Here is a 23454-nt window from a genome sequence, read left to right as displayed (position 1 = left end):
CTTAAAACGCATTTTGGTAGATGCCTTCCGCATCCGCTTGGGATAGCTCTCGCAAGTTGTTCACCAAGAGTCTTTGGATTGTGATAGCGGAGGCGGCCATGCGGGGTACGTCGCTTTGGGAAACTCCGAAATCGGACAGGGTTGAGGTTATGGAACAATCGACGCAAAGCTGTTCGATCGCTTTGATGAAGCGTTCCGCTAGGTTTTCTGTCGTGGCGTTTGGATCGCCAAGTCCTAGAGATTGGGCGAGTTGGGCATATCGCTCCGGCGAGGTTGCGGCGTTGAATCGCAACACATGGGGCATGAGCACGGCGTTGGAGAGTCCGTGCGGCACATGGTATTCACTGCCCAAGGGATAGGACAAGGCATGAATCGCGGCTGTATTCACAGGGCCAAGACAAAGTCCGCCGTACAGGCTGCCTAGAGCGAGGGCTGAGCGAGCTTGCGTGTCCCGACTGTTTTCAAGGGCAGCGGCAAGGTTGTTGAAAATGAGTTCTGTTCCCTTCAGCGCGTAAACGTCTACGAGGGGATGGGCATTCCGGTTGGCGTAGGCCTCCACGCAGTGAGAGAGGGCGTCGAGAGCGGTTGCGGCCGTAATGGAAGCGGGAAGGGAGTAGGTTAGCTCTGGATCGACGTAGGCCGCGTCTGGCATGAGCCACGGGCTGATCACTCCCTTTTTGAGCTGGGCTTCCGTATCCAAAAAGATGGCATTGGGGGAGGCTTCGCTCCCGGCTCCTGCTGTCGTTGGGATAGCGAAAAGGGGGAGTGTACGCTTGGGCAAAAGTCCGTTACCGACGTAATTGTCGAGTGGAGCGTCCTGGTGGGCAGTAGCGGAGGCTATCTTGGCGACGTCTATGACGCTCCCACCTCCGAAACCAATTACTGCTTGGGCTCCGGTCTGCTCCAGCCAGGCTGCTGCTTCCACTGCGTCTTGAAACGTTGGCTCTGCCGCTTTTCCAGCGTGGACGTGGATAGTGAATTGCTCTTCTTCCAGCTTTGCGATGAGAGAGTCCGTGAGGAATCGAGTCGGCTCTGAGGCAAAAATGGCTACCGACTTCAGGCCGCGGTTCTTCAAGTCGTCTGCCGCTTGCAGGCTGCAGCCTGCTCCAAATGCGATTTTCGCGGGTTGAAGGAGTGTGATGGGCCTCAAGTCTTGGGCCTGTTTCGTTTTAGTGGAATCAAGCATGAGCCTTGCTGCGTCTGAAAGTTAGCTGATCGACGTTTTCGGGTCGATATCCGCCGAATAGTTTGCTGGTAAGGTATCCGGTGAAAAAGAGGATCAAGTGTCCGAAGATGCCGATCAGGATCGGGTTCCAATTGAAGTTAAATCCTAGGTCCAAGATCCGCTGGTCCGCTCCGGTGGTTAGGATTCCCCAAGCGGTGAAAGCTAGGCAGGCGAGGATCCCGATGTAAGCTCCGGTCCGGGTCGCGGTACGGGTTAGAAACCCAAGCAGGAAGAAACCGAGTGTACCGCCCGAAAGTATGGCCGCGATGGTTACAGCCCGCTCCATGATGGAGGCCAGTCCTTTTTCGGGGATTAAGAGAAGGGCGGTGCCCACGGCGAATGCTCCGGCGAGGGCTACGAAAAACCTGCCGCTGAGAAGCTTCGCCTTGTCCGGCAGGTTTGGCAGGAAGTGTAAGAGGTAATCGCCCGTAGCCACCGTAGCTATGCTGTTCAGGTCAGCGCTGATGGAGGACATCGATGCAGCCAAGATGGCTGCCAATATGAGTCCGATAATCCCGGCCGGCATGTGATTCAGAATGAAATAAGGGACGGCGTTATCGGCGAGGTCCGGTCCGGATTCGCCTGACAGTTGGTAGTATCCCCAAAGGCAGGCCCCAATAAACATGAAGGTCGTCCAAACCGGCACGCACATTAAAGCGTTCCAGAGGGCTCCTCGGCTGGCTTCGCGGTCCGTTTTTGCGATCAGATAGCGTTGGACCATATGCTGGTCTGATATGTATCTGCGGCCCCAGTTGATCATGTACGCCACGATTAGGAGCCACTGGGTCTTTTGAGCCGGGTCGGTTAGACTCTCTGCGCTCAAGGTGAAGTCTCCTAGGCTGAAGCGACCTCCTTCCCATGCGGCGCCGATAACGGCTCCGGGATCTCCTAATTCAGTTGCGAAGATTAGTCGTGCGGTGATGAGTATGGCGGCGCCCACGAAGATGGCGCCCTGCACCACGCTGGTCCAGACCACCGCCTGCATGCCGCCTGCCATCGTGTAGACAACGGTAAACAATCCGATGCCAAGGATGACGTTGGACAACTCCCAGCCAGTCATGACGTGTACTGCCAGCGCAGTGGTGACCAAGGTGACGCCGAGGTCGAAAATGCGATCCGCCAGAAAGCCAAAGGAGGCGTAGAATTTTCCGCCTAGCCCGAAACGTTGGCCGATGTACTCGTAGGCGCTCATGCCGACGACGTTGCGATAGAAAGGGACTATGAATTTCGCTACGATTATCAGGACGAGAGGAAGCGTCATGTTTCCGAGCAACAAGATCATCCCCTTCTGGAAGGTCGAACCGGGCAGTCCAACGATCGTGCCGCTGCCTATAATGGTGGCCATGAGAGTCATTGCCACCGCCCACGCAGGCATCGAGCGCCCAGCGATGAAATAGTCAGCTGATGTTTTCTGACGACGAGAGGCAGCGTAACTGATCAATGCAATAGCAAGCATGTAGATGCCGATGACGACGTAATCTAAGGAACTCAAGGTAGAGAGGGGTGGGATATTTTAGGGGATTCCGAGTTGCCTCGGAGTGGTTTAACAAAGTTTGGGCCATGAAAAGAGCAAGTATATTTTCATGAAAAAAGATGATATAGGGGATTTTGTTTCATTTACGCTTTGGCATAAATTCATCAAATCCGGTTTCCCCGCTCCCTCTGTTTTGCTCGGTCGTTGGGGAAGTGGGGGCTGATCGCTCTTTTAGCCTGAAAGTCCTTGCTCTCGGGATGGGGCGAAGCCTGCCTCGCGGGCACGTCATGGCAAGGCTCCCTGTGGGGGAGGAAACGACGCGTTTTGGTTGTCAGTAAGCCCGCAGCGTGGCGGTAGCCGCCCCTGCTAGAGCTTCTTGACCGAGTCCCTAACGACTAGGGTCGGCTCGACCAGGCACTGGAAATAGTGCTTCTGACTCGGGTTGGCTATCCTCCACAGGAGTTGGTCGACTGCTTTTTGGCCAATTGCTTCGGCGTGCACGTCGATGGTGGTCAGGGCGGGCGAAAGGTTGGCGAGCAGCGGTTTCTCGTTGTTGCAGGAAATGATGCTGACGTCCGAGCCTACTTTGAGGCCTCTTTGGGAAAGTGCCGAATAGGTCTGGGTCGCGGTCCGGTCGGAGGGTACGAAGAGGGCGGTGGGCCGGTCATTCTTCGGGGTTTCGATCCAGCGGTCCACCAAGAGGTCGACCTTGTCCTGTTGGGTGGTGGCGGGTAGGGGCCATTCGATGGCTGTGGGGCGGTCGACTTCCAAGGTGGTCGACTGGTGGCCGAGAAGCGCGGAGTACGCGTGGAAGGCTGTCTTCATTTTCTCGAACTGAATGTGGCCCGGCTTTGGGTTGAGGAAGGCGGTCTTGCGGTGGCCGTATTCGTGTAGATGTTCCGCTACGAGGCGACCCGCCACTTCGGTGTCGAAGTTACAATGGTCCCCGACTGCGTTGGGCAAGCGACCCATGAGCCAGATATGTGGTGTCGAGTAGACGCGGCTGAGGAGGCTGCGTTTGGTTTCGGAGGGGAGCGAGCCTTGGTTTGGCCCTTTCAGTATCAGCCCTTCGATGTGCTGGTCCGAGATGAAATGCGGGGTGCGGTCGCCGTTGGGGATGTTGGCGAGCATGAGGTTGTACCCTTGGTTGGATAGGGCGCTTTCGATGCCGTGCACCGCGGTGCTCACGACGGGAAGCTGCACTAAGGTGTCGTCCATACCGAAGAAGACTAGCCCGATGTTCCCCACTCGGCGGTCGCTCGATTCGCGGGGGCGCTTGCGGTTGCGTAGACGTACGTAATTCAGCTCGTTCACCGCGTCGTTCACCCTTTGGCGTATCTCCTCGTTTACGTCTGGGTGGTTGTTGAAAACGCGAGATACGGTGCCGATGGCAACTTCGGCTTTTCTCGCAACGTCGGCGATGGTGGAACGGCTGTTTTTCTTAGGTGTGGTCATGCTTGAGGAGGAAATCGGAAATCTTGGTAGCCTTGTCCGGTAAGTAGAGGATTGGTGAGGTAAAAAATATTGACAGCGTATTTCAAGTCTGAAGATTATTTCATTTGAAATAATTAATGAAATAAAAAACCCGAACGGCGTTTCTGTCAAATGGTGATCTCGATATATCCCGATTTTCATGCCCCGGCGAATTGGAGGTGTTCGTTCGAAATAAGCCTCCGATAGTCGTTTGTCTTCTGCCCCTCGTTTAGTTAAAACTCGTTTATCCTGCATTCCCTTTTTGTTTCTATGTCGATATCGCCCCCCATCGCTGTCCTGCGCAAAGCATTAGCTTCGAGCCGGCCGTTTCGAAACCCTTCTAGCAAAACCTGCCTTTCGATGTTCGGCTTGGCTTGCGTGTCGCTTTTCGGAGCGTGTTCAGTGGAAGACCCCGCTGGCCGCATGGCGGTCTTAGACGGAGTCGACGCGGAGGCTTACGTCGAGAGCTTCAATGCCTTCGACGATGAGGCTGTCGTCAACCTGATCCCCAACGCTCAGTCTTGGGAATGGATGAAAGCCAATATTCCTTTCTTCGATAGCCCGGACGAAGATATGGAGGAGATCTACTACTTCCGCTGGTGGGCGCTCCGTAAGCACTTGAAGGAGGTGGGTGACTATTTCGCCTACACCGAGTTCATAGAGCTGGACACCACCGCGAGTTTCATTCCACCAGAACGGACTATCGCGAGTGCGCTGGGTCACCATTTTATGGAGACGCGTTGGCTAGTGGACCAGAGTAAGGACGACTCCTACCTCGACTACTGGATGGTGGGAAAAGATGGTGAGCCTCAAGGGCATTTTCACCGTTACAGCTCTTGGCTCTATGACGCTCTATGGCAGCGTTATTTGGCCACTGGTGATTCCAGTTTCTTAGAGGAACGGTTTGACCGGTTTGTAGCCGATTACGAACTCTGGAAGGAAGAGAAGCAGCTAGAAAACGGCCTCTTCTGGCAAGCCGATGTATGGGATGCCATGGAGGAATCCATCTCGGGCGGACGTCACGAGAAAAACATTCGTCCAACCATCAACAGCTACATGTTCGGAAACGCGGTCGCTCTGGAGAAAATGGTAGAGATGCTGGGAAAAGACGAGAGGGCCGACTATTTCGCCGCAGAGGCGGCCGAGTTCCGTCAAAAAACGATGGATACGCTTTGGAATCCGGACTCAGCTTTTTTCGAAGTGGTTAAAGAGGACGGCTCCTTCGCGGAAGTCAGGGAGGCGATCGGCTTCATTCCTTGGTACTTCAATTTGCCGGAAAAGAGCCAAGGCTACGAAGCCGCTTGGCTGCAGGTGCTCGACGAGGAGGGCTTCAAAGCTCCTTTCGGACTGACTACGGCAGAGAGAAGGCATCCTGAATTCCGATCGCACGGGGTGGGAAGCTGCGAGTGGGATGGAGCGATCTGGCCCTATGCGACTTCGCAGACGCTAAATGCCATGGCCAATGTGCTTCGTAACTACCCGCAGGACTCCATCGCGAAGAAAGACTTCCTCGAGGCCTTCGTGACCTACACTCGCGCTCAACGTTGGGGCGATATCCCGTACATTGGCGAATACCAGGACGAGGTGACCGGAGCTTGGCTCAAGGGCGAGAATCCGCGTAGCAAATTTTATCATCACTCCACTTATGCGGACCTGTTGATCGCGAACCTGATAGGCTTGCGTCCCCAAGAGACTGATACGCTTGTGGTTGATCCGCTTTTGCCGGAGGGGACTTGGGACTGGTTCTGCTTGGATGGCGTCCCTTATCACGGCCGATCTGTGACAATTATTTGGGACAAGACGGGTGAACGGTACGGGCGTGGCGCAGGCATGAGTCTGCTAGTTGACGGTAAATTGGTTGCCCAACGCGAAACCCTTGGCCGACTGGAAGGAACTCTATAAGGATGAAGCCTGTGCGCCTCATAGCTTCAATCGCTCTCTTTTTCGCGTTTTCGACGCTCTGTTTTGCCGAGCAAGTTCGGCAGGTTATCCATCAGGAAGAGGATGGCTCATTGCGCTACGATGCCGATGAATCGGGCAATGTGATCCCGGACTTTTCAAGTGCTGGATACATGGGAGGCGGAGTGGCTCTTCCTCGAGTAGATGCCAAAGTCCGGCTCAGCCCCTCGGGTGAAGATGATACCAGGCGTCTGCAGGCTGCTATTGATTGGGTTTCCGCTTTGCCGCTCGACAAGCGCGGGATCCGCGGAGCAGTCGAACTAGCCCCGGGCGAGTTTCAGGTTTCGGGTCAACTGAAGATCCGGGCGAGTGGAGTGGTTTTGCGAGGCTTCACCGGAAATGACCGCAGCACAATCCTGCGGGCTACTGGAGAGGGACGCCGAGACTTGATTGCGGTAGGAAAGAGTGCAGCTCCCGTACTAGAGGAGAAGAGCCGCGAAGTTCAGGGCGACTACCTTCCGGTAGGAAGCAAGGAGCTTAAGGTGTCGGACGCTTCAGGCATTTCGGTAGGAGATTCGATTCGCATTACCCGCCCCGGAAGTAAGGAATGGGCTCGCGATCTCGGTATGGACAAGGCTCCCGCTCGCACGCCGTTCAATTGGCGAGGTGAGACTGTAATTTTGCACTGGGACCGCGTCGTGGTCGGCAAGAGAGGAAACACGCTCGAGTTGGACGCTCCCTTCACGACAGCCCTAGATGCCAAATACGGTCGGTCCTACGTCCAAAAGTTTATTTCCTCCGACGCGATCACAATGGTCGGGATTGAATCCCTCCAGTGTGTCAGCGATTTCAATACAGAGAACCCGAAGGATGAGAACCATAGCTGGGTTGCCGTTTCGCTTAATGGAGCGGTCGACTCCTGGGTTAGTGATGTTTCTGCCAAACACTTTGCAATGTCGTCTGTGAGGGTGGGGGAAGACTGCCGCCGCGTCACGGTGCAGGATTGTTCTTATCTCGATCCAGTATCCGAAATCGGCGGATATCGTCGCCAAAGTTTTAATACTTACGGGCAACAAACCCTGTTTCTACGCTGCTTCTCGGAAGAGGCTATCGACGATTTCACCGTTGGGTACCTAGCAGGTGGTCCGAATGTATTTCTGCATTGTTCCGCTTCGGTTAGTCGCGGAACGAGCGGCTCGATTGGACATTGGGCGTCGGGAATTTTGTTCGACAACGTTCACATCGATGGCGGCGCGATTGCTTTGGATAACCGAGAGATCTGGAACCAAGGCGTCGGTTGGGCTGCGGCCAACAGCGTGATCTACCAAAGTTCTGCTGCCGATATCATTACCCGGAGACCTCCGACTGCCAACAATTGGGCGATGGGTGTTTGGGCCCTTTTCCACGGAGATGGAACCTGGATCCAGACGAGCGAATTCGCCAATCCAGAAAGTCTCTACATCGCACAGTTGGGCGATCGACTTGGAGGGAATGCTGAGGAGTCTCTCAAGAAACGCCTTTATATTTCTAATCGAATGGCTGTTCCGGAACTGGAGCAAGTTTTGCCTGAGATTCCCGAAGTTCAACCTACTCCCAAGAAGTCGATGAAGTTGGTTGGTGGCCAACTGCAGGCAGAGGGATTGCCGCTCATTGGCCAGGATCGCAACATCACGTGGTGGCGTGGGCGTCTTCTACCCACACGATCAGACCAATTTGGATACAGCATTACTCGTTTTACTCCAGGCCGTTCCGGATCCGGCCTCACTGATGATTTGGACGAAATGACGGACCAAATGAGTGAGCGGGGCGACGTCGCCCTGCGGCATCATTACGGGCTTTGGTACGATCGTCGGCGAGACGATCACCAGATGACTCGCCGGAGTTCGGGAGACGTTTGGCCACCTTTTTACGAGCAGGCCTTTTCTCGTAGCGGGGTCGGTTCCGCGTGGGATGGACTAAGCAAGTACGACCTTTTCAAATACAACTCTTGGTATTTTGAGCGTTTGGATTCCTTTGCTGAACTAGCTGAAGAGAAGGGACTGGTACTGGTCAATGAGATGTTCTTTCAGCATAACATCATCGAATCCGGTGCCCACTGGGTGGATAATCCATGGCGTCCGACCAATGCGATTCAAAAAACTGGCTTCCCAGAGCCACCGCCTTTCCATGGCGACACCATCCGTATGGCGGATGAGTGGTATGATATTTCGAAGCCGATCCTAAGGGACGTCGCTCGAGCCTACATTCGCAAGTGTTTGGATAACTTGGCGGAGGATCCTAACGTTATCCACACCGTTGGGGCCGAGTATACCGGGCCGCTGCACTTCATGCGGTTTTGGTTGGATACCGTTTCCGAGTGGCAGCAAGAAACGGGAAGGGATCCGATTATCGGGCTAAGCTGTACCAAAGACGTGCAGGACGCGATCTTGTCCGATCCTGTCCGCTCCAAGATTGTAGACGTAATTGATTTCCAATACTGGTGGTATACTGATGACGCTTTGTACGCTCCGGAAGGCGGTGTGAGTTTAGCTCCACGTCAGCACGAACGTAAGTGGAAAGGCGGACGTCCCTCCGGTCAATCTTTGGCGCGAATGGTTTTAGAGTATCGTCTCAAGTACCCTGAAAAGGCGATCATTACCCCCTTAGCCATCAAGGATGTATGGGCTTACATAATCGCTGGTGGATCGCTCGCACCGCTTCCTAAGCGGACGGATGCCCGGCTGTTGCAGTTGTTGGCCGAATCCCGTCCCGTCGAATCTGGGAATGACTCGGTTTGGGTCATGCGTAGCGATGCTGGCGATCTTCTTGTACGTTCGCTCGATGGTGCCGCTCTCGATAATGTCCTGCTGGATCCAAAGAACGAATACGAATTTTTTCAGATCGATAGCGGCACAGGAAAAGCTGATTCAATCGGTATCTACAAATCTCAAAATAAAAAGCTGAAAACAGCAATGGCGTCAAATGGCCTCTACTGGCTCCACCGCCGCTGATCCCCCCTAAACGTAATACTCCATTTCTCACTCAAACCCAATGAAACCCAAATTGAATTTGCCCCGTCTGTTAGCCCTCGCTAGCACGTGTTTTGCCTTTTTCGTTGTCACTGCGTCAGCCGAGGATGCTGTCGTCGAAAAGTGGGGACGCTTTGAAATCTTACTAAACGGTCCAGCCGAGGGAAACCCCTTTATGGAAGTTGAGCTAGAGGCAACTTTCACGAATGGATTCGAAACCAAGACAGTATCCGGTTTTTATGACGGTGACGGGGTTTATAGAATTCGATTCATGCCCGAAGCCACGGGAGAATGGAGGTATCGTACCCAAAGCAGCGCTTGGGAACTCTCGAACCAAGTCGGCGAATTCGAAGTCGTAGCTCCGAGCTCTGACAACCATGGCCCTGTAAGTGTCTACAACACATACCATTTCGCGTATGCAGATGAGACCCCGTATTGGGTCATGGGTACAACGTCCTACACCTGGACGCATCGCCCTGCGGAGTTCGAAGAGTTGACGCTGAAGACTCTAGAAGAATCTCCCTTCAACAAGCTACGAATGTGCGTCTTTCCGCAAACCCATGGCACCAAGATGGATCAAAGCCAACCAATGCCCCCCGAGCGCTTCCCGTTTGAAGGCGAGGGGACGGACCCTAACTACGAGCGCTTCAATCCAGAATTCTTCCAGCACCTCGAAATGCGTGTCCAAAACCTGCAGGACCTAGGTATCGAAGCGGACTTGATTCTCTTTCACCCTTACGACGATGACCATATCTGGGGACTCGATCACATGGATGATGCTACCGAAGAGCGCTACATTCGATACATCGTGGCCCGTTTGTCTTCTTACCGAAATGTTTGGTGGTCGATCGCCAACGAATTCGATTTTGTCCGCAACAAGACCGATGCCGATTGGGATCGCAACTTTCAAGTGGTCGTCGATGCGGATCCTTACGGACACTTGCGTTCCATTCACAATGGTAAGGAGATCTATGACAACAATAAGCCTTGGGTAACGCACGCTTCCATTCAGAACGGCGCGGCAGCCGATACCGTAACCGCGGCTCAGCTCTATCGCGATGTTTATCGCAAGCCGGTCGTGTACGATGAGCTTGAATACGAGGGCAATCACGATCTGCGTTGGGCTCAACTCACTGGAGAGGACCTCGTACACCGCTTCTGGGCAGCAACGGCGGCCGGTACCTACGGAGGTCATAGCGAATTCATCTTTGACGACGAAGACACGAGTCAGGTCGTTTGGCTTGGCCAAGGAGGAGAGCTCAAAGGAGACAGCCCTGAACGCTTGGCCTTCCTGCTGGAAATCCTCGAAAACGGCCCGCTTGGCGGATTCGAACCAATCGATAAGTGGCATTGGGATCCGACAGTGGGTCAGCCAGGAGTGCAGTATTTGACCTACTTTGGCCGGCAAGCGCCCGAAGAGTGGGAGTTCAAACTCTACAAAGGCCTCGAGGCCGGCATGAAGTTCAAGGTCGAAATAATCGATGCGTGGAACATGACCATCACACCGGTTAAGGGCGTTTTCGAGATCGGCGAAAAGAAGGACTACCACCACTACGATACGAAGGGCCGCTCCATTCAGCTGGATGGCAAGCCCTACCAAGCGCTGCGGATTACCCGAGTTAACTAAAAGTCGGATCCCCAAATCTAAACTTCGACATGACTTTTGCCCCAAACCCAACACGTATTGGAAAGACGATTACGCGTCTGGTCGTCTCGACTCTCGCTTTCGCAGCCGCAATGTACGCATTTGCGCAAGATGAGCAAAGCGTTCCAGAGAAAGCTTACCTCTTTCCTCACTTCTATTGGAATGGGGACTCCGGTATGCACCTCGCTTGGAGCCGTGATGGTTTCACTTGGGAATTACTCAAAGACGGGGAGAGTTTCCTGCATCCCGAGGTAGGCGAGTCGAAACTTATTCGAGACCCGTCTGTGACGAAAGGGCCAGACGGTACCTACCACATGGTTTGGACCGACTCATGGGGCAGCAAGACGATTGGCTATGCTTCGACCAAAGATTTTGTTCATTGGAGCGAGCAGAAGACGATACCCGTCATGACACATGAGCCCGACGCACAGAATAGCTGGGCTCCCGAGATTTACTGGGATTCGAGCGAGCAGAATTTTCTAATCCTGTGGTCGACTACCATTCCCGGTACCTTTCCTGAGTCAGCTCTCTCGAATCGACGCCCAACCCGCAATCACCGTATTTACGTTACGACTACGGAAGATTTCGAAAATTTCACGCCGACCCGACTCTATTACGATGGAGGCTTCAATGTCATCGACGCGATCCTTGCGGAAGACGGAGACGATTGGCTGATGTTCGTCAAGCACGAGCAACTCAGCCCAACCACAGAGAAGAACATCCGTCTGGTTCGTGCCAAGACTTCGCACGGTCCATTTTCGGCTCCGTCACCCGCTATCACCGGAGACTATTGGTCTGAGGGCCCATCGCCCTTTAAGATCGATGACTATTGGTACGTGTATTTCGACAAGCACATGCTTAACAAGTACGGAGCCGTTCGCTCCAAGGACTTGGAAAATTGGGAGGATGTGAGCGACCTATTGCATTTTCCCAAAGACGTACGGCATGGCTGCTTCATAGAGGTGGATCGCTCCATACTTGAGCCTTTGCTGGCTCTTTAAGTTACCCAATCCATTTAACCCCCAATTTATCTTATGACTCTCAATCTATTCAGAGCCCTAACGCTTAGTGCGTTCGCATTTTTCGCAACCGTGGCCTTGGCCCAAAACTCAAGCTGGCACGACGTGCGGGACTACGGAGCAGCTGGCGATGGCGTGATCAAAGACACCGACGCAATAAACGCAGCGATCGCCGCCTGCACGGAGCAGGGAGGCGGTACCGTCTATTTCCCTGCCGGCACTTACCTGACCGGTTCGATCCACATGGAAAGCAACCTAACGCTCCACGTCGACAATGGAGCGGAACTCCTCTATAGCGGAGACCCCGAAGATTCGCCGGTCGTCAAGACCCGTTGGGAAGGTACCGAAGTCTATACTTACAGCCCTCTCATCTACGCTTACCAGAAGGAGAATATCGCCGTAGTGGGCGGTGGACTACTCAACGGGGCCGGCGTTAACTGGTGGTGGCGCACGACGGAAGACCCTGCTCGTGAGCATATTGCTATGCCAGGAAAACTCGCTTGGAAGGCCCTTCTGAAGCGTATCCAAGAAGAAGGGTACGAGCCTGTTGAAGAAGACTTCGAGGTCGCGATGCATTACCTTCGCCCTTCGCTGATCCAGAGCATCGAGTGCAAGAAGGTCCTGTTTGAAGGAATCAGTTTGCTCGATTCGCCTATGTGGATGCTGCATCCGATCTACTGCGAAGACTTGCAGATCCGCGGCGTGAAGTTCTCTTCCCACGGACCGAATGGCGATGGAATCGATTTGGACTCTTGCCGAAACGTCCGCATCTCGGACTGTTTTTTCGATACCTACGACGACTGCATCGTTATCAAGTCTGGCCGTGACGCTCAAGGACGAGCGATTGGTCGTCCTACCGAGTTTGTGACCATCACGAACTGCGTTATGTATCAAGGAAATGGAGGTGTCGTGATTGGTAGCGAGATGTCAGGCGGTATTCGTAACATCACTGCGTCCAATATCGTGTGCTACGGCACGGATCGCGGAATTCGGCTCAAGACAGCTCGTGGACGCGGAGCAGTAGTCGAGAACCTACGCTTCGACAATTGGGTGATCGAAAACTCCGCTTTGGAATCTATTCAGATTTCTAGCAACTACGTGGATTTGCCCGAGGAGGATTTCAGTGAACGTACTCCTACCATGCGTAACGTGGCTATCAGTAACGTCACTATCGTGAACGCTGCCAAAGCAATCAACATCGCTGGATTGCCGGAGCAAAAGGTCGAAGGTCTTCGCTTTTCCGATATCGTAGCTTCGGGGGAAATCGGTCTAAACTGCGATCTCGCGGAAGATGTAGAGTTCAATAACGTGCGGATTAACGCTCGGACAGGTGCTCAGTTTTCAATTACAAACTCCAAAGGCGTTGTTCTCAATAATGTCGGGAGCCGCCAAGAATCTCAAGAGCCGGTGGTTTCCGTTCGCGATGTCGAGGACCTGTGGTTGACCAACAGCCATGCGGTCGCGGCAAACGAGACTTTTCTCGAGGTTAATGGAGCAGAAACCTCAAACATCGCGGTAACAGGTAGTGAAATTTCGAATGCGGCGACTCCATTGAGCGTTGGCGAGGAAGTCAGTGAGGGAGAGGTCCTTTTCAAATAGCGGGAGGTAAGACTTCTCCCGTACAACTATTCGATTCTAAAATGAAAACTGAATTGCCAAAAGAAGGAGTGCTGGCCGCTCTTTGTTTGCCTGTCGACCCAAATGGTCGGCTTCTGGAGGACGCATTGGCGGCCCATTTGCAATGGCTGCAAGCCAAAGGAGTTCATGGCGTGTTGGCTCTAGGCAGCACGGGCGAGTTTCCGCTCATGACGCTAGACGAGCGTAAGGAGACCTTGGATACCGTTTTGAGATTGGCTAACGGATTACCTGTCATCGCGAACATCAGCGATATCAACCCTCGCACGGTGGAAGTACTGGGCAAACATGCCAAGACGATCGGGTTGCCAGGAGTCGCGGTTATGCCGCCAAGTTTCTATCCAGTCGGGCCGCAGGAGCAGTTGAGCTTTTTTCAGCGCGTTGCGGCAGCGGCGGACCTGCCGGTAATGCTCTATAATTTCCCTGAGTTAACGGGCAATCGGATCGCTCCTGAAACGGTAGCAGCCTTTGCGGATTCCGCTCCCATGTTTGGCATCAAGCAAAGTGGGAAGGAGTTCGAGTACCACAAGGAGTTGGTGGCTATCGGCGAAGCCAAGGGGTTTAGCGTTTACAGCGGAGCGGATACTCGTCTACCAGAGGCGTTTGGGCTTGGAGTTAAAGCGGCAATAGGTGGTTTGGTGAATTTCATTCCTGAATACATGTTGGCGATCCATGCACATTGCCGGAAAGGCGAAGTTTGCGATGTTGAGCTTCTCGCTCAGAGAATGAGAGAGATCGGAGCTAAGATCGACCGTTTGACCTTTCCCGTCAATGTGGGGATGGGCATGGCGGCTCGCGGACTTGAGCCAGGTTGCTCACGGACCAATGTTTCGCAGACGTTTCGTGATGAATTCGCTGTCGTGACGCAGGAACTACGCGAGCTCTTCGATTCCTGGAACCTAGAATCAGCCGCATCGGAGGCGGTATCCTAGCTTAGTCGCTCCCTCCCGAATATCCCAAACCCCATGCAGTCTCATTTCACCACCTTAGACCTAATAATCCTCGGAGCTTATTTCGTGGCAATCCTTGGAGTGGGCTACGGCTTCCGGACCAAGAGTTCCAGCGTGGAAGGGTTTACAGCGGCGAACCGTAGTCTGCCCGGTTGGTTGACTGGATTGTCGATTCTCGGGACTTACGTCAGCAGCATCAGCTTTCTCGCTCTGCCAGGAAAGGCGTTCGCCACCGATTGGAACTCGTTCGTATTCAGTCTTTCTCTGCCACTGGCGACCTTGGTGGCGATTCGCTGGTTTCTTCCTTTTTATCGAAATAGCAGTTCCGTTTCCGCTTACGAGCACTTGGAAGAACGCTTCGGCGTCTGGGCTCGGAGCTATACGAGCGCTTGCTACCTGCTGACGCAGCTTGCTCGTATGGGAACGGTTATGTACTTGATGGCACTTCCCTTGAACGTGTTGCTCGGCTGGGATATTCGCCTGATTATCATTGCGACCGGTGTATCCGTGACAGCTTACACCTTTCTTGGCGGATTAGTCGCGGTCATTTGGACGGATGCGATCCAGACTATTATTCTGATTCTTGGAGCGCTTGTTTGCGGAGCGATCATGGTCTTCAGCTTGCCAGGCGGATTTGGGGAATTGTTTCCCGTAGCGGCGGAGAATGACAAGTTCAGCCTCGGTAGCTACGGTCTCGAATTAGGGGAGAGCACCTTCTGGGTTGTACTTGTGTATGGTCTCGTAATCAACCTGCAGAATTTCGGAATCGACCAAAACTACGTGCAACGCTACGTGGCTTCCAGCTCCGACAAGGAAGCTCGCAAAAGTCTCTGGGTCGGCGGGGCTACTTACCTTCCGGTATCGGCTATCTTCTTTTTCTTGGGAACCAGCCTTTTCGCTTACTACCAGGCGTTTCCGGACTTGCTGCCGACTGCCTACCAGGATCCGGCTAATGCAGATAAAGTTTTTCCCTGGTTCATCGTGTCGGCTTTGCCGGCGGGGCTGACTGGCTTGTTGATCGCAGCGGTATTTGCAGCGGCTATGAGCACGGTTTCGACTAGCCTCAACTCTTCGTCGACCATTATCCTCAACGACTATTACAAGCGCTTCGTGAATCGCTCCGCCGATGATCGGACCGGAATGCGTTTCCTGCACGGGACGACGGTTGTATGGGGGATATTGGGTACAGTGATCGCCTTGGCGATGACTGAAGTGAAGAGCGCCTTGGATGCATGGTGGAGCCTAGCGGGAATTTTTGGAGGCGGAACGCTGGGGCTGTTTCTCCTCGGCATGATTTCGCACCGGGCCAAGAACGCGGCCGCCATTACCGGCGTAACAGCCGGAGTTTTGCTCATCGTTTGGATGACTTTCTCAAGCAAGGCCGAGTTCTTGCCAAACGGGCTGCAAAGTCCCTTCCACAATTACCTGATCATCGTTTTTGGAACCGCGACCATCTTGATCGTGGGTGGTCTCGTTTCACTGCTGCTCGGGAAAAAGCCTAACGCTAACTGATACAATTTTATAATGATAAAAAGATTCGGAATAACTCGCTGGCTAAGCTTCTCGGTTATGGCCTTGTCCCTCGGGCTGATTGGGCAGAGTGCTGAGGAGACTACGCTTTGGTACAATGAACCCGCGGAGCATTGGACAGAAGCCCTGCCGGTTGGCAATGGGAGTCTGGGAGCAATGGTCTTCGGCGGCAAGGAGCTCGAACATCTGCAGCTCAATGAAGATACGCTCTGGACCGGCCAACCGCACGAGTACCAGCACGAAGGAGCAGTGGATCATCTCCCCGAGATCCGGAGACTGCTAAGGGCAGGCGATCAGGACGCAGCGGAAGCGCTGGCCATGGATACGTTTATGAGTATCCCGCTTCGTCAAAAATGGTACCAGCCCATGTCGGATCTGCTGATGGAATTCAAGGGTCACGAATCCGCCACTAACTATCGTAGGGAACTCGACCTTGATACTGCGATTTCACGAGTTGGTTATGAAGTCGGCGGAGTCGAATTCGCTCGCGAAACGATATCCAGCTACCCGGATCAGGTCATCGGCCAACGAATTGTATCCAGCCAAAAAGGCGCCCTTGATTTCTCAATACGCCTTACTACGGAACATGCTCTGCACGAGGTTAAGGTTTTGGGGAAACAGGGTCGCATCTTGCTTACCGGCCAGGTCGAGGACATTTCCTTGGAAAGGCTCAGCGAAGAACAAGCCCAATACTTGGGCGATCTTTACGAAGGGGAGGGGATTCGCTTTGCTACACAGGTCGAAGTTAGGATCGAAGGCGGCAAGCTGAAGCGAAAGGGAGATCGTTTGCTCGTTGTAGGAGCGGATGCAGCGACTTTGTTAATAAGCGGTGCGACTTCTTTCGAAAACTATCGGGACATCAGTGGCGATCCGGTGGCCAAGACGAACGCCATTTTAGAACAGGCGGAATCCAAGGATTACGCCTCGATTCGCTCGGCTCAGAAAGCGGATCATGAAGCGCTTTTTAGCCGGATGGAAATCGATCTTGGGACTTCGGAACGTTCGCAACTCTCAACATATGATCGTTTGCGGGAAGAAGATAAAACCCAGGATCCCGGCTTGGTGTCTCTGTTGTTCAACTACGGCCGTTATCTTCTCATCTCCAGCAGTCGAGCCGGCTCACAGCCCGCTAACCTGCAGGGTATCTGGAATGACCAGATTCGTCCCCCTTGGGGCAGCAAATACACAGTTAACATCAATGCGGAAATGAATTATTGGCCGACGGAAGTGGCTAATCTCGCCGAGACGGCTGAGCCTTTGTTCGATATGATCGACGATCTTGTCGAGAGCGGCCGTAAGACCGCTCAGACCCACTACGGCGCTCGCGGTTGGGTGCTGCACCACAATACGGATTTGTGGCGAGCTACGGCACCTATTAATAACTCCAACCATGGGATCTGGCCCGCAGGAGGCGCTTGGCTTTGCAATCATCTGTGGGAACGGTATTTGTTTACCGGAGACGAGGCGTTTTTGAAGAATCGCGCTTACCCAGTGATGAAAGAGGCTGCTCTCTTTTTCATGGATACGCTGGTTGAAGACAACAACGGCCAGTGGCTGATCAGCGGTCCCTCCAACTCCCCCGAACATGGTGGGCTCGTAATGGGGCCGACAATGGATCACCAGATCATTCGCAATCTCTATGCCGCGGTAATTGAAGCTGCCAAGGTTCTAGATGTAGACGCAGAGCTAGCCAGCGAACTCACGGCTCAGCGAAACCGTATTGCGCCCAACCAGATCGGGCAACACGGCCAGCTGCAGGAATGGCTCGAAGATGAGGACGATCCGGATAACCGTCACCGTCACGTTTCGCACCTTTGGGGCGTCTTTCCCGGCAAGGAAATTACGCAACGCACCCCCGAACTCCTTGAGGCAGCGAAGCAATCCCTGACCTTTAGAGGTGATGGAGGAACGGGTTGGTCATTGGGTTGGAAGATCGCTCTCTGGGCTCGTTTTCGTGACGGAGACCACGCTCACAAGATGATCATGACACAGCTTAACTTCGTCGATCCGGGATACGGATCAAAGGGAGGCGGAGGTATGTATCCGAATCTCTTCGACGCCCATCCGCCGTTTCAGATCGATGGAAATTTCGCCGCAACCGCAGCAGTTTGCGAGATGTTGCTGCAAAGCCATGAATACGTATCCACGCAGAGCGATCGCAGAGAGCTCGTTTTATTGCCCGCTTTGCCCGGCCTATGGAAATCAGGTTCCATCAAGGGGCTAAAAGCTCGAGGTGGCTTCGAAGTCGATTTGAGCTGGCAGGATAGCCGTTTGTTATCCGTTGAAATTTCCTCTGTTAAAGGAGGTAAGGCACGTCTCGTTTACGGGGACAGGGTGGTTGATGTGAATTTGAAAGCCGGCGAGAGGGCGAGTTTTGGTCCGGACCTGAGAAACACGCTCGCCTACGATGCTGAGCAGTCGCCGCTGGAGCTCTCCCAGTGGATGATGCGATCCACGGTTGAGCGCTTCCAAACTTGGTTGCCCGCAGGAGAAGAGGTGGCCTCTTTCTGGGACTATGGACTGGGAATGCTCGCGGTGGCCAACGTAGAGCTGTACCGGGCCAGCGGGGAAGAAAAGTGGCTGGACTACGCGGAAGGCATTATCCGTCCCAACATGTTGGAGGACGGCTCTATTCGTCGCTACGAGCTAGAGAAGTACAATGTCGACCTGGTGAAGCCCGGAAGCGCTGCGATCGATCTGTACAAGATAACTGGAGACGAGGTCTACAAGGCACCCATCGAATTGCTCCGCAAGCAGATGCGTGAGCATCCCCGCACCGAAGAAGGTGGATTTTGGCACAAGAAGAAGTACGAGTCGCAAATGTGGCTAGATGGCCTCTACATGGCTTCTCCTTTCTTGGCCCAGTATGCGGCGACCTTTGAAGAGCCGGAGCTTTTTGATGACGTGGTCAATCAGATTGCCCTAATGGATAAGCACGCGTACGATGCGGAGAAAGGCCTACACTACCATGCATGGGATGAAAAACGGCAGCAGTCTTGGGCGGATGCGGAAACCGGCTTGTCCGATAATTTCTGGAGTCGCTCAATCGGTTGGTACGGCATGGCCCTGGTCGATGTGCTAGACTACCTGCCTGAAGACTATGCGGGACGTGATACTGTAGTGGAGATTCTCGGACGATGGGCCAAGGGTGTCAAAAAGTACCAGGATGCGGATACCGGCTTGTGGTGGCAGGTAACGGATGCTGGTGGCAAGACAGGTAACTATTTGGAAGCCAGCGGTTCGTGCATGTTCGTCTACGTATTGTCGAAGGCGGTGAACCGGGGCTATCTCGATCGTACCGTTTTCGAGGATACTATTGAACAAGGCTGGACTGGCATAAAGGAGCGTTTGCTCGATGTAGATGGAGAACTGCTGAAGCTCGCCCAATGTTGCCGTGTAGCAGGACTGAGCGATTCGCGGGACGGGTCCTTTGACTATTATCTCAGCGAGCCGGTGATCTTCAACGATCTCAAAGGAGTGGGGCCCTTTATTCGGGCTGGAGTAGAAATGGAAGCCTTCGAAAAGGCACTGAACTGAGCGGATTTCTCTAACCGCTTCAGAATAAACAGAAAGAATTTGTCATGATACTTAGGAAAAGAATTGGAAGCTCGCTTCGCCGGTGGTCGGCGGGATTGTTAACGGTGCTGGGCTGTCTTTCGGCGTCCCAAGCGGTGGAAGTTCCAGAGAGCCAATCGCTCGATGGCGACTGGTCGTTTAAATGGGTTCCGGATCAGAAAGCAGCGGACGAGTATCGCTGGTTTTTCGAGGAAGGTTACGACTATAGCGATTGGGATACGATTCCGGTCCCTTCCCACTGGAATCTGCACGGATACGAGGATCCTCGTTGGGTCGATGGTTCAACTGGAGAGGGCTTTTACTACACGACATTCGAAGCACCGGAAAATACCAAGGAGTTGCGTAGCTACCTGAACTTCGGAGGCGTATGGGTCTCGGCCGAAGTTTGGCTGAACGGAAAGAATCTCGGTCGCCACGACAGTGGTTTTACCGCCTTTTCCTACGATATCAGCGGATCGATCAAGGCGGGAGAAACGAACGTATTGGCAGTGCGGGTACGTCAGCAGATCGCGGGCGAGCTATTTAAGTTCGACGCCAACGACGACTGGGGACTCGCCGGCATCTACCGCAGTGTAGAAGTCGAGTACAAGCCCAAGGACATGTTTATCGAACGCGTCGCGGTAGAAACCGACTTGGATGATCAGTTCATCGATGCGGATCTTAATCTAAGCGTATTTGTCCAGCGAAACGAGAGCGACCACTACATCGCGCCGTCGCCTCCCTTTGATTTGGTTGCCACTTTGTCTACGACCGAAGGAGAAGAGGTTCAACGCAAGACTTTTACCGCTACGGTTGCTGGGGCTCACAATGGCCGGGAAGCACACTTCAGCATGCATGTAGACAAGCCTCTACAGTGGACAGCTGAAACTCCGAACCTCTACGATTTGCGTATCGATCTGATCAAAGGCGGCGAGTTGCACCACAGCTGGCAAGATCGCATCGGTTTCCGCGAAGTATCTACTGACGGAGGTATTCTTCGTCTCAATGGGCAGGCTATCAAGTTGCGTGGGGTTGCCACCCACGACCTTTGGCCCGACGTAGGGCGGGCCACTCGCGAAGAGCATTGGGTCAAAGACCTAGAGCTGATGAAAGCTGCGAATATCAACGCCATCCGCATGGCCCACTATCCCCACGCGGAAGGCTTCCTGCGCTTGTGCGATGAATACGGGATGTATGTGCTGGACGAAATTCCTCTTGGATTTGGAGGGGACCGTATGGGCAATCCCATTTTTGCGGCAGGTATGTATCTGCGTATCCATGAAACAATGGAGCGCGACCTGAACCGTCCATCGGTGATCGTTTGGGATTTTGGTAATGAGGATCCGTTTTCCGCCCTGCACCTGACCGGCTTGAAAGCCATCAAAGGCCTGGACAAAACGCGTCCGGTTCTGATGCCTTTCCGTGCGTCAGAGACTTTGCCGCCAGAAGTCGATATTCTCGCTCCTCACTACTGGAAGGCAGACGAGTACGATGAGCTCGCGGCCGATGCCCGTCGTCCTATTATCACTACCGAGTATACGCACGCCATTGGCCCCAACGATTTTGGAGAAATGGAAGATCGCTGGAACGCTCTTACCAAGCATCCAGCCGGAGCGGGTGGAATGATTTGGCTTTGGGCTGACCAAGGGCTGCTGCGCGAAGTTGACGACCGCGAGGTGCTGGATCCGTTGCTGGATAAGAGTAAATACACCCGCAAAGGTGGCGAGCTTGTGGCTCACAGTTTCGTAGGTCGCGGAGAAAAAATGATTTTGGATGCGCACGGCAACCTCGGCCAAGACGGCATCGTCGACCCGGATCGTAAACCGCAGCGCGACTACTTCGAAGCCAAGGCGGTCTACGCCCCCGCTCAAGCCTTGGTGGACAGCGTAACGCTGGTGCCAGGAGACACGTTCTATCGCATTCCTGTTCGTAACGGATACGACTTCAAGGATCTGTCGGGATTGAACTTCCAATGGAAGCTGATGCGAGACGGAGAGACTCTTCAAACAGGCGATGCTACTTTGGAAGCACCAGCCCACACGACCAAAGACCTGCTAATCCCGGCTGAAAAGGTGGATCTCGGTGTTTCGGGCGCTTATTACGTAGCGGTTAAAATTAAGCGTGAGGACAATTCCTTAATGTCGGAGTTCTCCGTTCGATTGGGCGGAAAATCTTCGATCGTTGAAGAAGCAATCGCGGAAGCCGGTGAACTATCGGTGAGCGAAGACGATAGCGAACTCGTGGTATCCGTAAACGGGGCACGCTATACGTTCGCCAAAGCCAGCGGTACCATAGAGTCGATTAAGGTTTCCGGCGAAAAAGTCGTGGAGGATTCGAGTTTCACGGTTTGGCGACCTGCTACCTTTGCAGAACGTAATCGCCTCGATAAGCGTAAGGATGGCTACCCTTGGGAGTCCTACATGAGCGACCTCAAGGCGAAGGCTAGTTCTTGGGCGACAGAAGTAAGTGATGATGCAGTAGTCCTGAAAACGACCGTGACGCACCGCTACGACGAGCAGAATTACGTGGAGGTTGAGTACGCCTATACGGTCGATGCCCAAGGAGTGCTTTCGGTCGACTACACCGCGAAACCGACTTTGGACCATGATTGGTTTCCTGAAATCGGCCTCAGTTTGAAACTCGCCGACGAGCCGATGATGCTAGGCTGGCAGGGGCTCGGAATTCTGGATACAACTCCCGGCAAAACTGCGGCTGCTCAATTTGGGCAATGGCTTGCTCCTGTCTTCAGCAAGGAGTCGCGAGGACCGAAAACAGGAATCGAGTGGGCCCGTTTGTCGCTCGGGCAGGGAACTGGATTCTATGCCGACGGCATGCCAGCCTTCCGTTTGGACGGAGTTTTTGGCAATGGCAGCTCGATCCATCTTCTCTCAAAAATTGCAGGCTCCTGGGTGAAAAATGGCCCAGCGGAACGTGAAGAGCGGAACATCCCAGTAGAAGAGGGAAGCGTCTACAGTGGATCGGTTCGTCTCGTGCCGGTCGCGAAAGATGCGAGTATCGAGGAGAATCGCGAAGCGGTTTTGCCCCACCCAGCGGTCTTGGAATCGAGTTTCATCAATGAAAATAAGAGCTACCGCGAGTGCCATGCTTCCTCGATTGTGGACCTTGGAAACGGTGAGCTGTTGGCGACCTGGTTTGGAGGAACCAAAGAGCGAAATCCCGATGTAACCATTTGGGTGGCGCGCTACAAAGACGGAGAGTGGTCGGACGCAGAAGAGGTTGCGGATGGGAAACAGAAAGACGGAGAACGCTACCCAACTTGGAATCCAGTGCTCTTCAACCCGAGCAACGGACCGCTTCAGCTCTTCTACAAAGTTGGCCCAAATCCCGGCTCATGGTGGGGGATGGTGATGACCTCGAAGAATGGCGGTAAGTCGTGGAGCAAGCCGACTCGCCTCGAAGACGAATTTCTCGGACCAATCAAAAACAAGCCCATCGAGTTGGCCAATGGTGATTGGCTTTCCCCTTCGAGCACGGAAGGAAAGTACGATGGTTGGAGGCTTCACTTCGAACGTTCCTCCGACCAAGGAAAGACTTGGGAAATGACTCCACCCGTTGAGCCGGGTCAAATGGGAGCCTACTTCGATTCTATTCAAGCCAGCATTCTCGATCACGGCGATGAGGTTCTGCAGGCTCTGAGTCGCACTAAGCAAGGCGTTATGTCTTCTACTTGGTCTTACGACAATGGTGAGACTTGGACTCCGACCGAAGGTACTGAAATACCCAATACCGGTTCTGGCGCGGATGCAGTTACCTTGCAGGACGGGCGTCATCTTTTGGTTTACAACCACACTTCCGGTCCGCCAGAGCGCGTGCACAAGGGTGTTCGTTATCCACTGGATCTCGCCATTTCTAGCGATGGCAAGACTTGGGAGCACTTGCTTACGCTAGAGAACGTCCCTCGCGGTGCAGGCTACGCTTATCCAGCTATCATTCAAGATGAGGCGGGACTAGTCCATGTGACTTATACCTGGAATAGGCGTATCATTAAGCACGTGGTTATAGATCCCTCTAAATTCTAAC

The 23454-nt window shown here is 53.7% G+C and carries 12 protein-coding genes; 9 read left to right on the top strand and 3 right to left on the bottom strand.

Annotated elements, in window-relative coordinates; genetic code table 11:
* Position 1 precedes the first annotated feature (1 nt).
* The 3 genes from H5P27_RS18455 to H5P27_RS18445 form a co-directional block, all read right to left on the bottom strand.
* Positions 2–1186 (bottom strand): iron-containing alcohol dehydrogenase, encoded by a 1185-nt coding sequence (locus tag H5P27_RS18455; RefSeq protein ID WP_185661897.1) that lies wholly within the window; start codon positions 1184–1186, stop codon positions 2–4.
* Entirely contained in the window at positions 1179–2717 is a 1539-nt protein-coding gene (locus tag H5P27_RS18450; RefSeq protein WP_185661896.1) for a sodium:solute symporter family transporter, read from the bottom strand. The genes H5P27_RS18455 and H5P27_RS18450 overlap by 8 nt, the downstream gene beginning before the upstream one ends.
* Before the next feature lie 348 nt (positions 2718–3065).
* Positions 3066–4154 (bottom strand): LacI family DNA-binding transcriptional regulator, encoded by a 1089-nt coding sequence (locus H5P27_RS18445; protein ID WP_185661895.1) that lies wholly within the window; start codon positions 4152–4154, stop codon positions 3066–3068.
* Between the two features lie 288 nt (positions 4155–4442).
* Between H5P27_RS18445 and H5P27_RS18440 the strand changes: the two genes are divergently transcribed.
* From H5P27_RS18440 to H5P27_RS18400, 9 genes are read left to right on the top strand one after another with little or no spacing between them, the layout of a single operon-like run.
* Positions 4443–6074 (top strand): MGH1-like glycoside hydrolase domain-containing protein, encoded by a 1632-nt coding sequence (locus tag H5P27_RS18440; protein ID WP_221774789.1) that lies wholly within the window; start codon positions 4443–4445, stop codon positions 6072–6074.
* A 2-nt stretch (positions 6075–6076) separates the two neighbouring features.
* Positions 6077–9061: a DUF6298 domain-containing protein gene (locus tag H5P27_RS18435; RefSeq protein ID WP_185661894.1), complete on the top strand. Its 2985-nt coding sequence runs from the start codon at positions 6077–6079 to the stop codon at positions 9059–9061.
* Positions 9062–9101: 40 nt separating this feature from the next.
* Positions 9102–10706 carry a DUF5060 domain-containing protein gene (locus H5P27_RS18430; RefSeq protein WP_185661893.1) on the top strand — a complete coding sequence of 535 codons (1605 nt, stop codon included), beginning with the start codon at positions 9102–9104 and terminating at the stop codon, positions 10704–10706.
* A gap of 29 nt (positions 10707–10735) precedes the next feature.
* On the top strand, positions 10736–11725 hold the full coding sequence (locus H5P27_RS18425) for a glycoside hydrolase family 43 protein (RefSeq protein ID WP_221774788.1): 990 nt from the start codon (positions 10736–10738) through the stop codon (positions 11723–11725).
* Positions 11726–11758: 33 nt separating this feature from the next.
* Positions 11759–13342: a glycoside hydrolase family 28 protein gene (locus tag H5P27_RS18420; RefSeq protein WP_185661892.1), complete on the top strand. Its 1584-nt coding sequence runs from the start codon at positions 11759–11761 to the stop codon at positions 13340–13342.
* 41 nt (positions 13343–13383) lie between these two features.
* The gene (locus tag H5P27_RS18415) at positions 13384–14310 is read left to right on the top strand and encodes a dihydrodipicolinate synthase family protein (RefSeq protein WP_185661891.1); all 927 of its coding nucleotides are present in this window, start codon (positions 13384–13386) and stop codon (positions 14308–14310) included.
* 33 nt (positions 14311–14343) lie between these two features.
* On the top strand, positions 14344–15840 hold the full coding sequence (locus H5P27_RS18410; protein WP_185661890.1) for a sodium:solute symporter family protein: 1497 nt from the start codon (positions 14344–14346) through the stop codon (positions 15838–15840).
* 12 nt (positions 15841–15852) lie between these two features.
* The gene (locus tag H5P27_RS18405) at positions 15853–19395 is read left to right on the top strand and encodes a glycosyl hydrolase family 95 catalytic domain-containing protein (protein ID WP_185661889.1); all 3543 of its coding nucleotides are present in this window, start codon (positions 15853–15855) and stop codon (positions 19393–19395) included.
* 44 nt (positions 19396–19439) lie between these two features.
* Positions 19440–23453, top strand: coding sequence for an exo-alpha-sialidase (locus H5P27_RS18400; RefSeq protein ID WP_185661888.1), 4014 nt, complete (start codon positions 19440–19442; stop codon positions 23451–23453).
* The last annotated feature ends 1 nt before the right edge of the window (position 23454 follow it).

This window comes from Pelagicoccus albus (assembly GCF_014230145.1).
Classification (GTDB): Bacteria; Verrucomicrobiota; Verrucomicrobiia; order Opitutales; family Opitutaceae; genus Pelagicoccus; species Pelagicoccus albus.
This window is presented reverse-complemented; position numbering and strand designations above follow the sequence as displayed.

Bases quoted from the DNA above. Each gene is read 5' to 3' on its own strand.
- H5P27_RS18445 (WP_185661895.1), bottom strand. From the start codon at position 4,154: ATGACCACACCTAAGAAAAACAGCCGTTCCACCATCGCCGACGTTGCG.
- H5P27_RS18415 (WP_185661891.1), top strand. From the start codon at position 13,384: ATGAAAACTGAATTGCCAAAAGAAGGAGTGCTGGCCGCTCTTTGTTTG.
- H5P27_RS18425 (WP_221774788.1), top strand. From the start codon at position 10,736: ATGACTTTTGCCCCAAACCCAACACGTATTGGAAAGACGATTACGCGT.
- H5P27_RS18420 (WP_185661892.1), top strand. From the start codon at position 11,759: ATGACTCTCAATCTATTCAGAGCCCTAACGCTTAGTGCGTTCGCATTT.
- H5P27_RS18430 (WP_185661893.1), top strand. From the start codon at position 9,102: ATGAAACCCAAATTGAATTTGCCCCGTCTGTTAGCCCTCGCTAGCACG.
- H5P27_RS18410 (WP_185661890.1), top strand. From the start codon at position 14,344: ATGCAGTCTCATTTCACCACCTTAGACCTAATAATCCTCGGAGCTTAT.
- H5P27_RS18440 (WP_221774789.1), top strand. From the start codon at position 4,443: ATGTCGATATCGCCCCCCATCGCTGTCCTGCGCAAAGCATTAGCTTCG.
- H5P27_RS18455 (WP_185661897.1), bottom strand. From the start codon at position 1,186: ATGCTTGATTCCACTAAAACGAAACAGGCCCAAGACTTGAGGCCCATC.
- H5P27_RS18435 (WP_185661894.1), top strand. From the start codon at position 6,077: ATGAAGCCTGTGCGCCTCATAGCTTCAATCGCTCTCTTTTTCGCGTTT.
- H5P27_RS18405 (WP_185661889.1), top strand. From the start codon at position 15,853: ATGATAAAAAGATTCGGAATAACTCGCTGGCTAAGCTTCTCGGTTATG.
- H5P27_RS18400 (WP_185661888.1), top strand. From the start codon at position 19,440: ATGATACTTAGGAAAAGAATTGGAAGCTCGCTTCGCCGGTGGTCGGCG.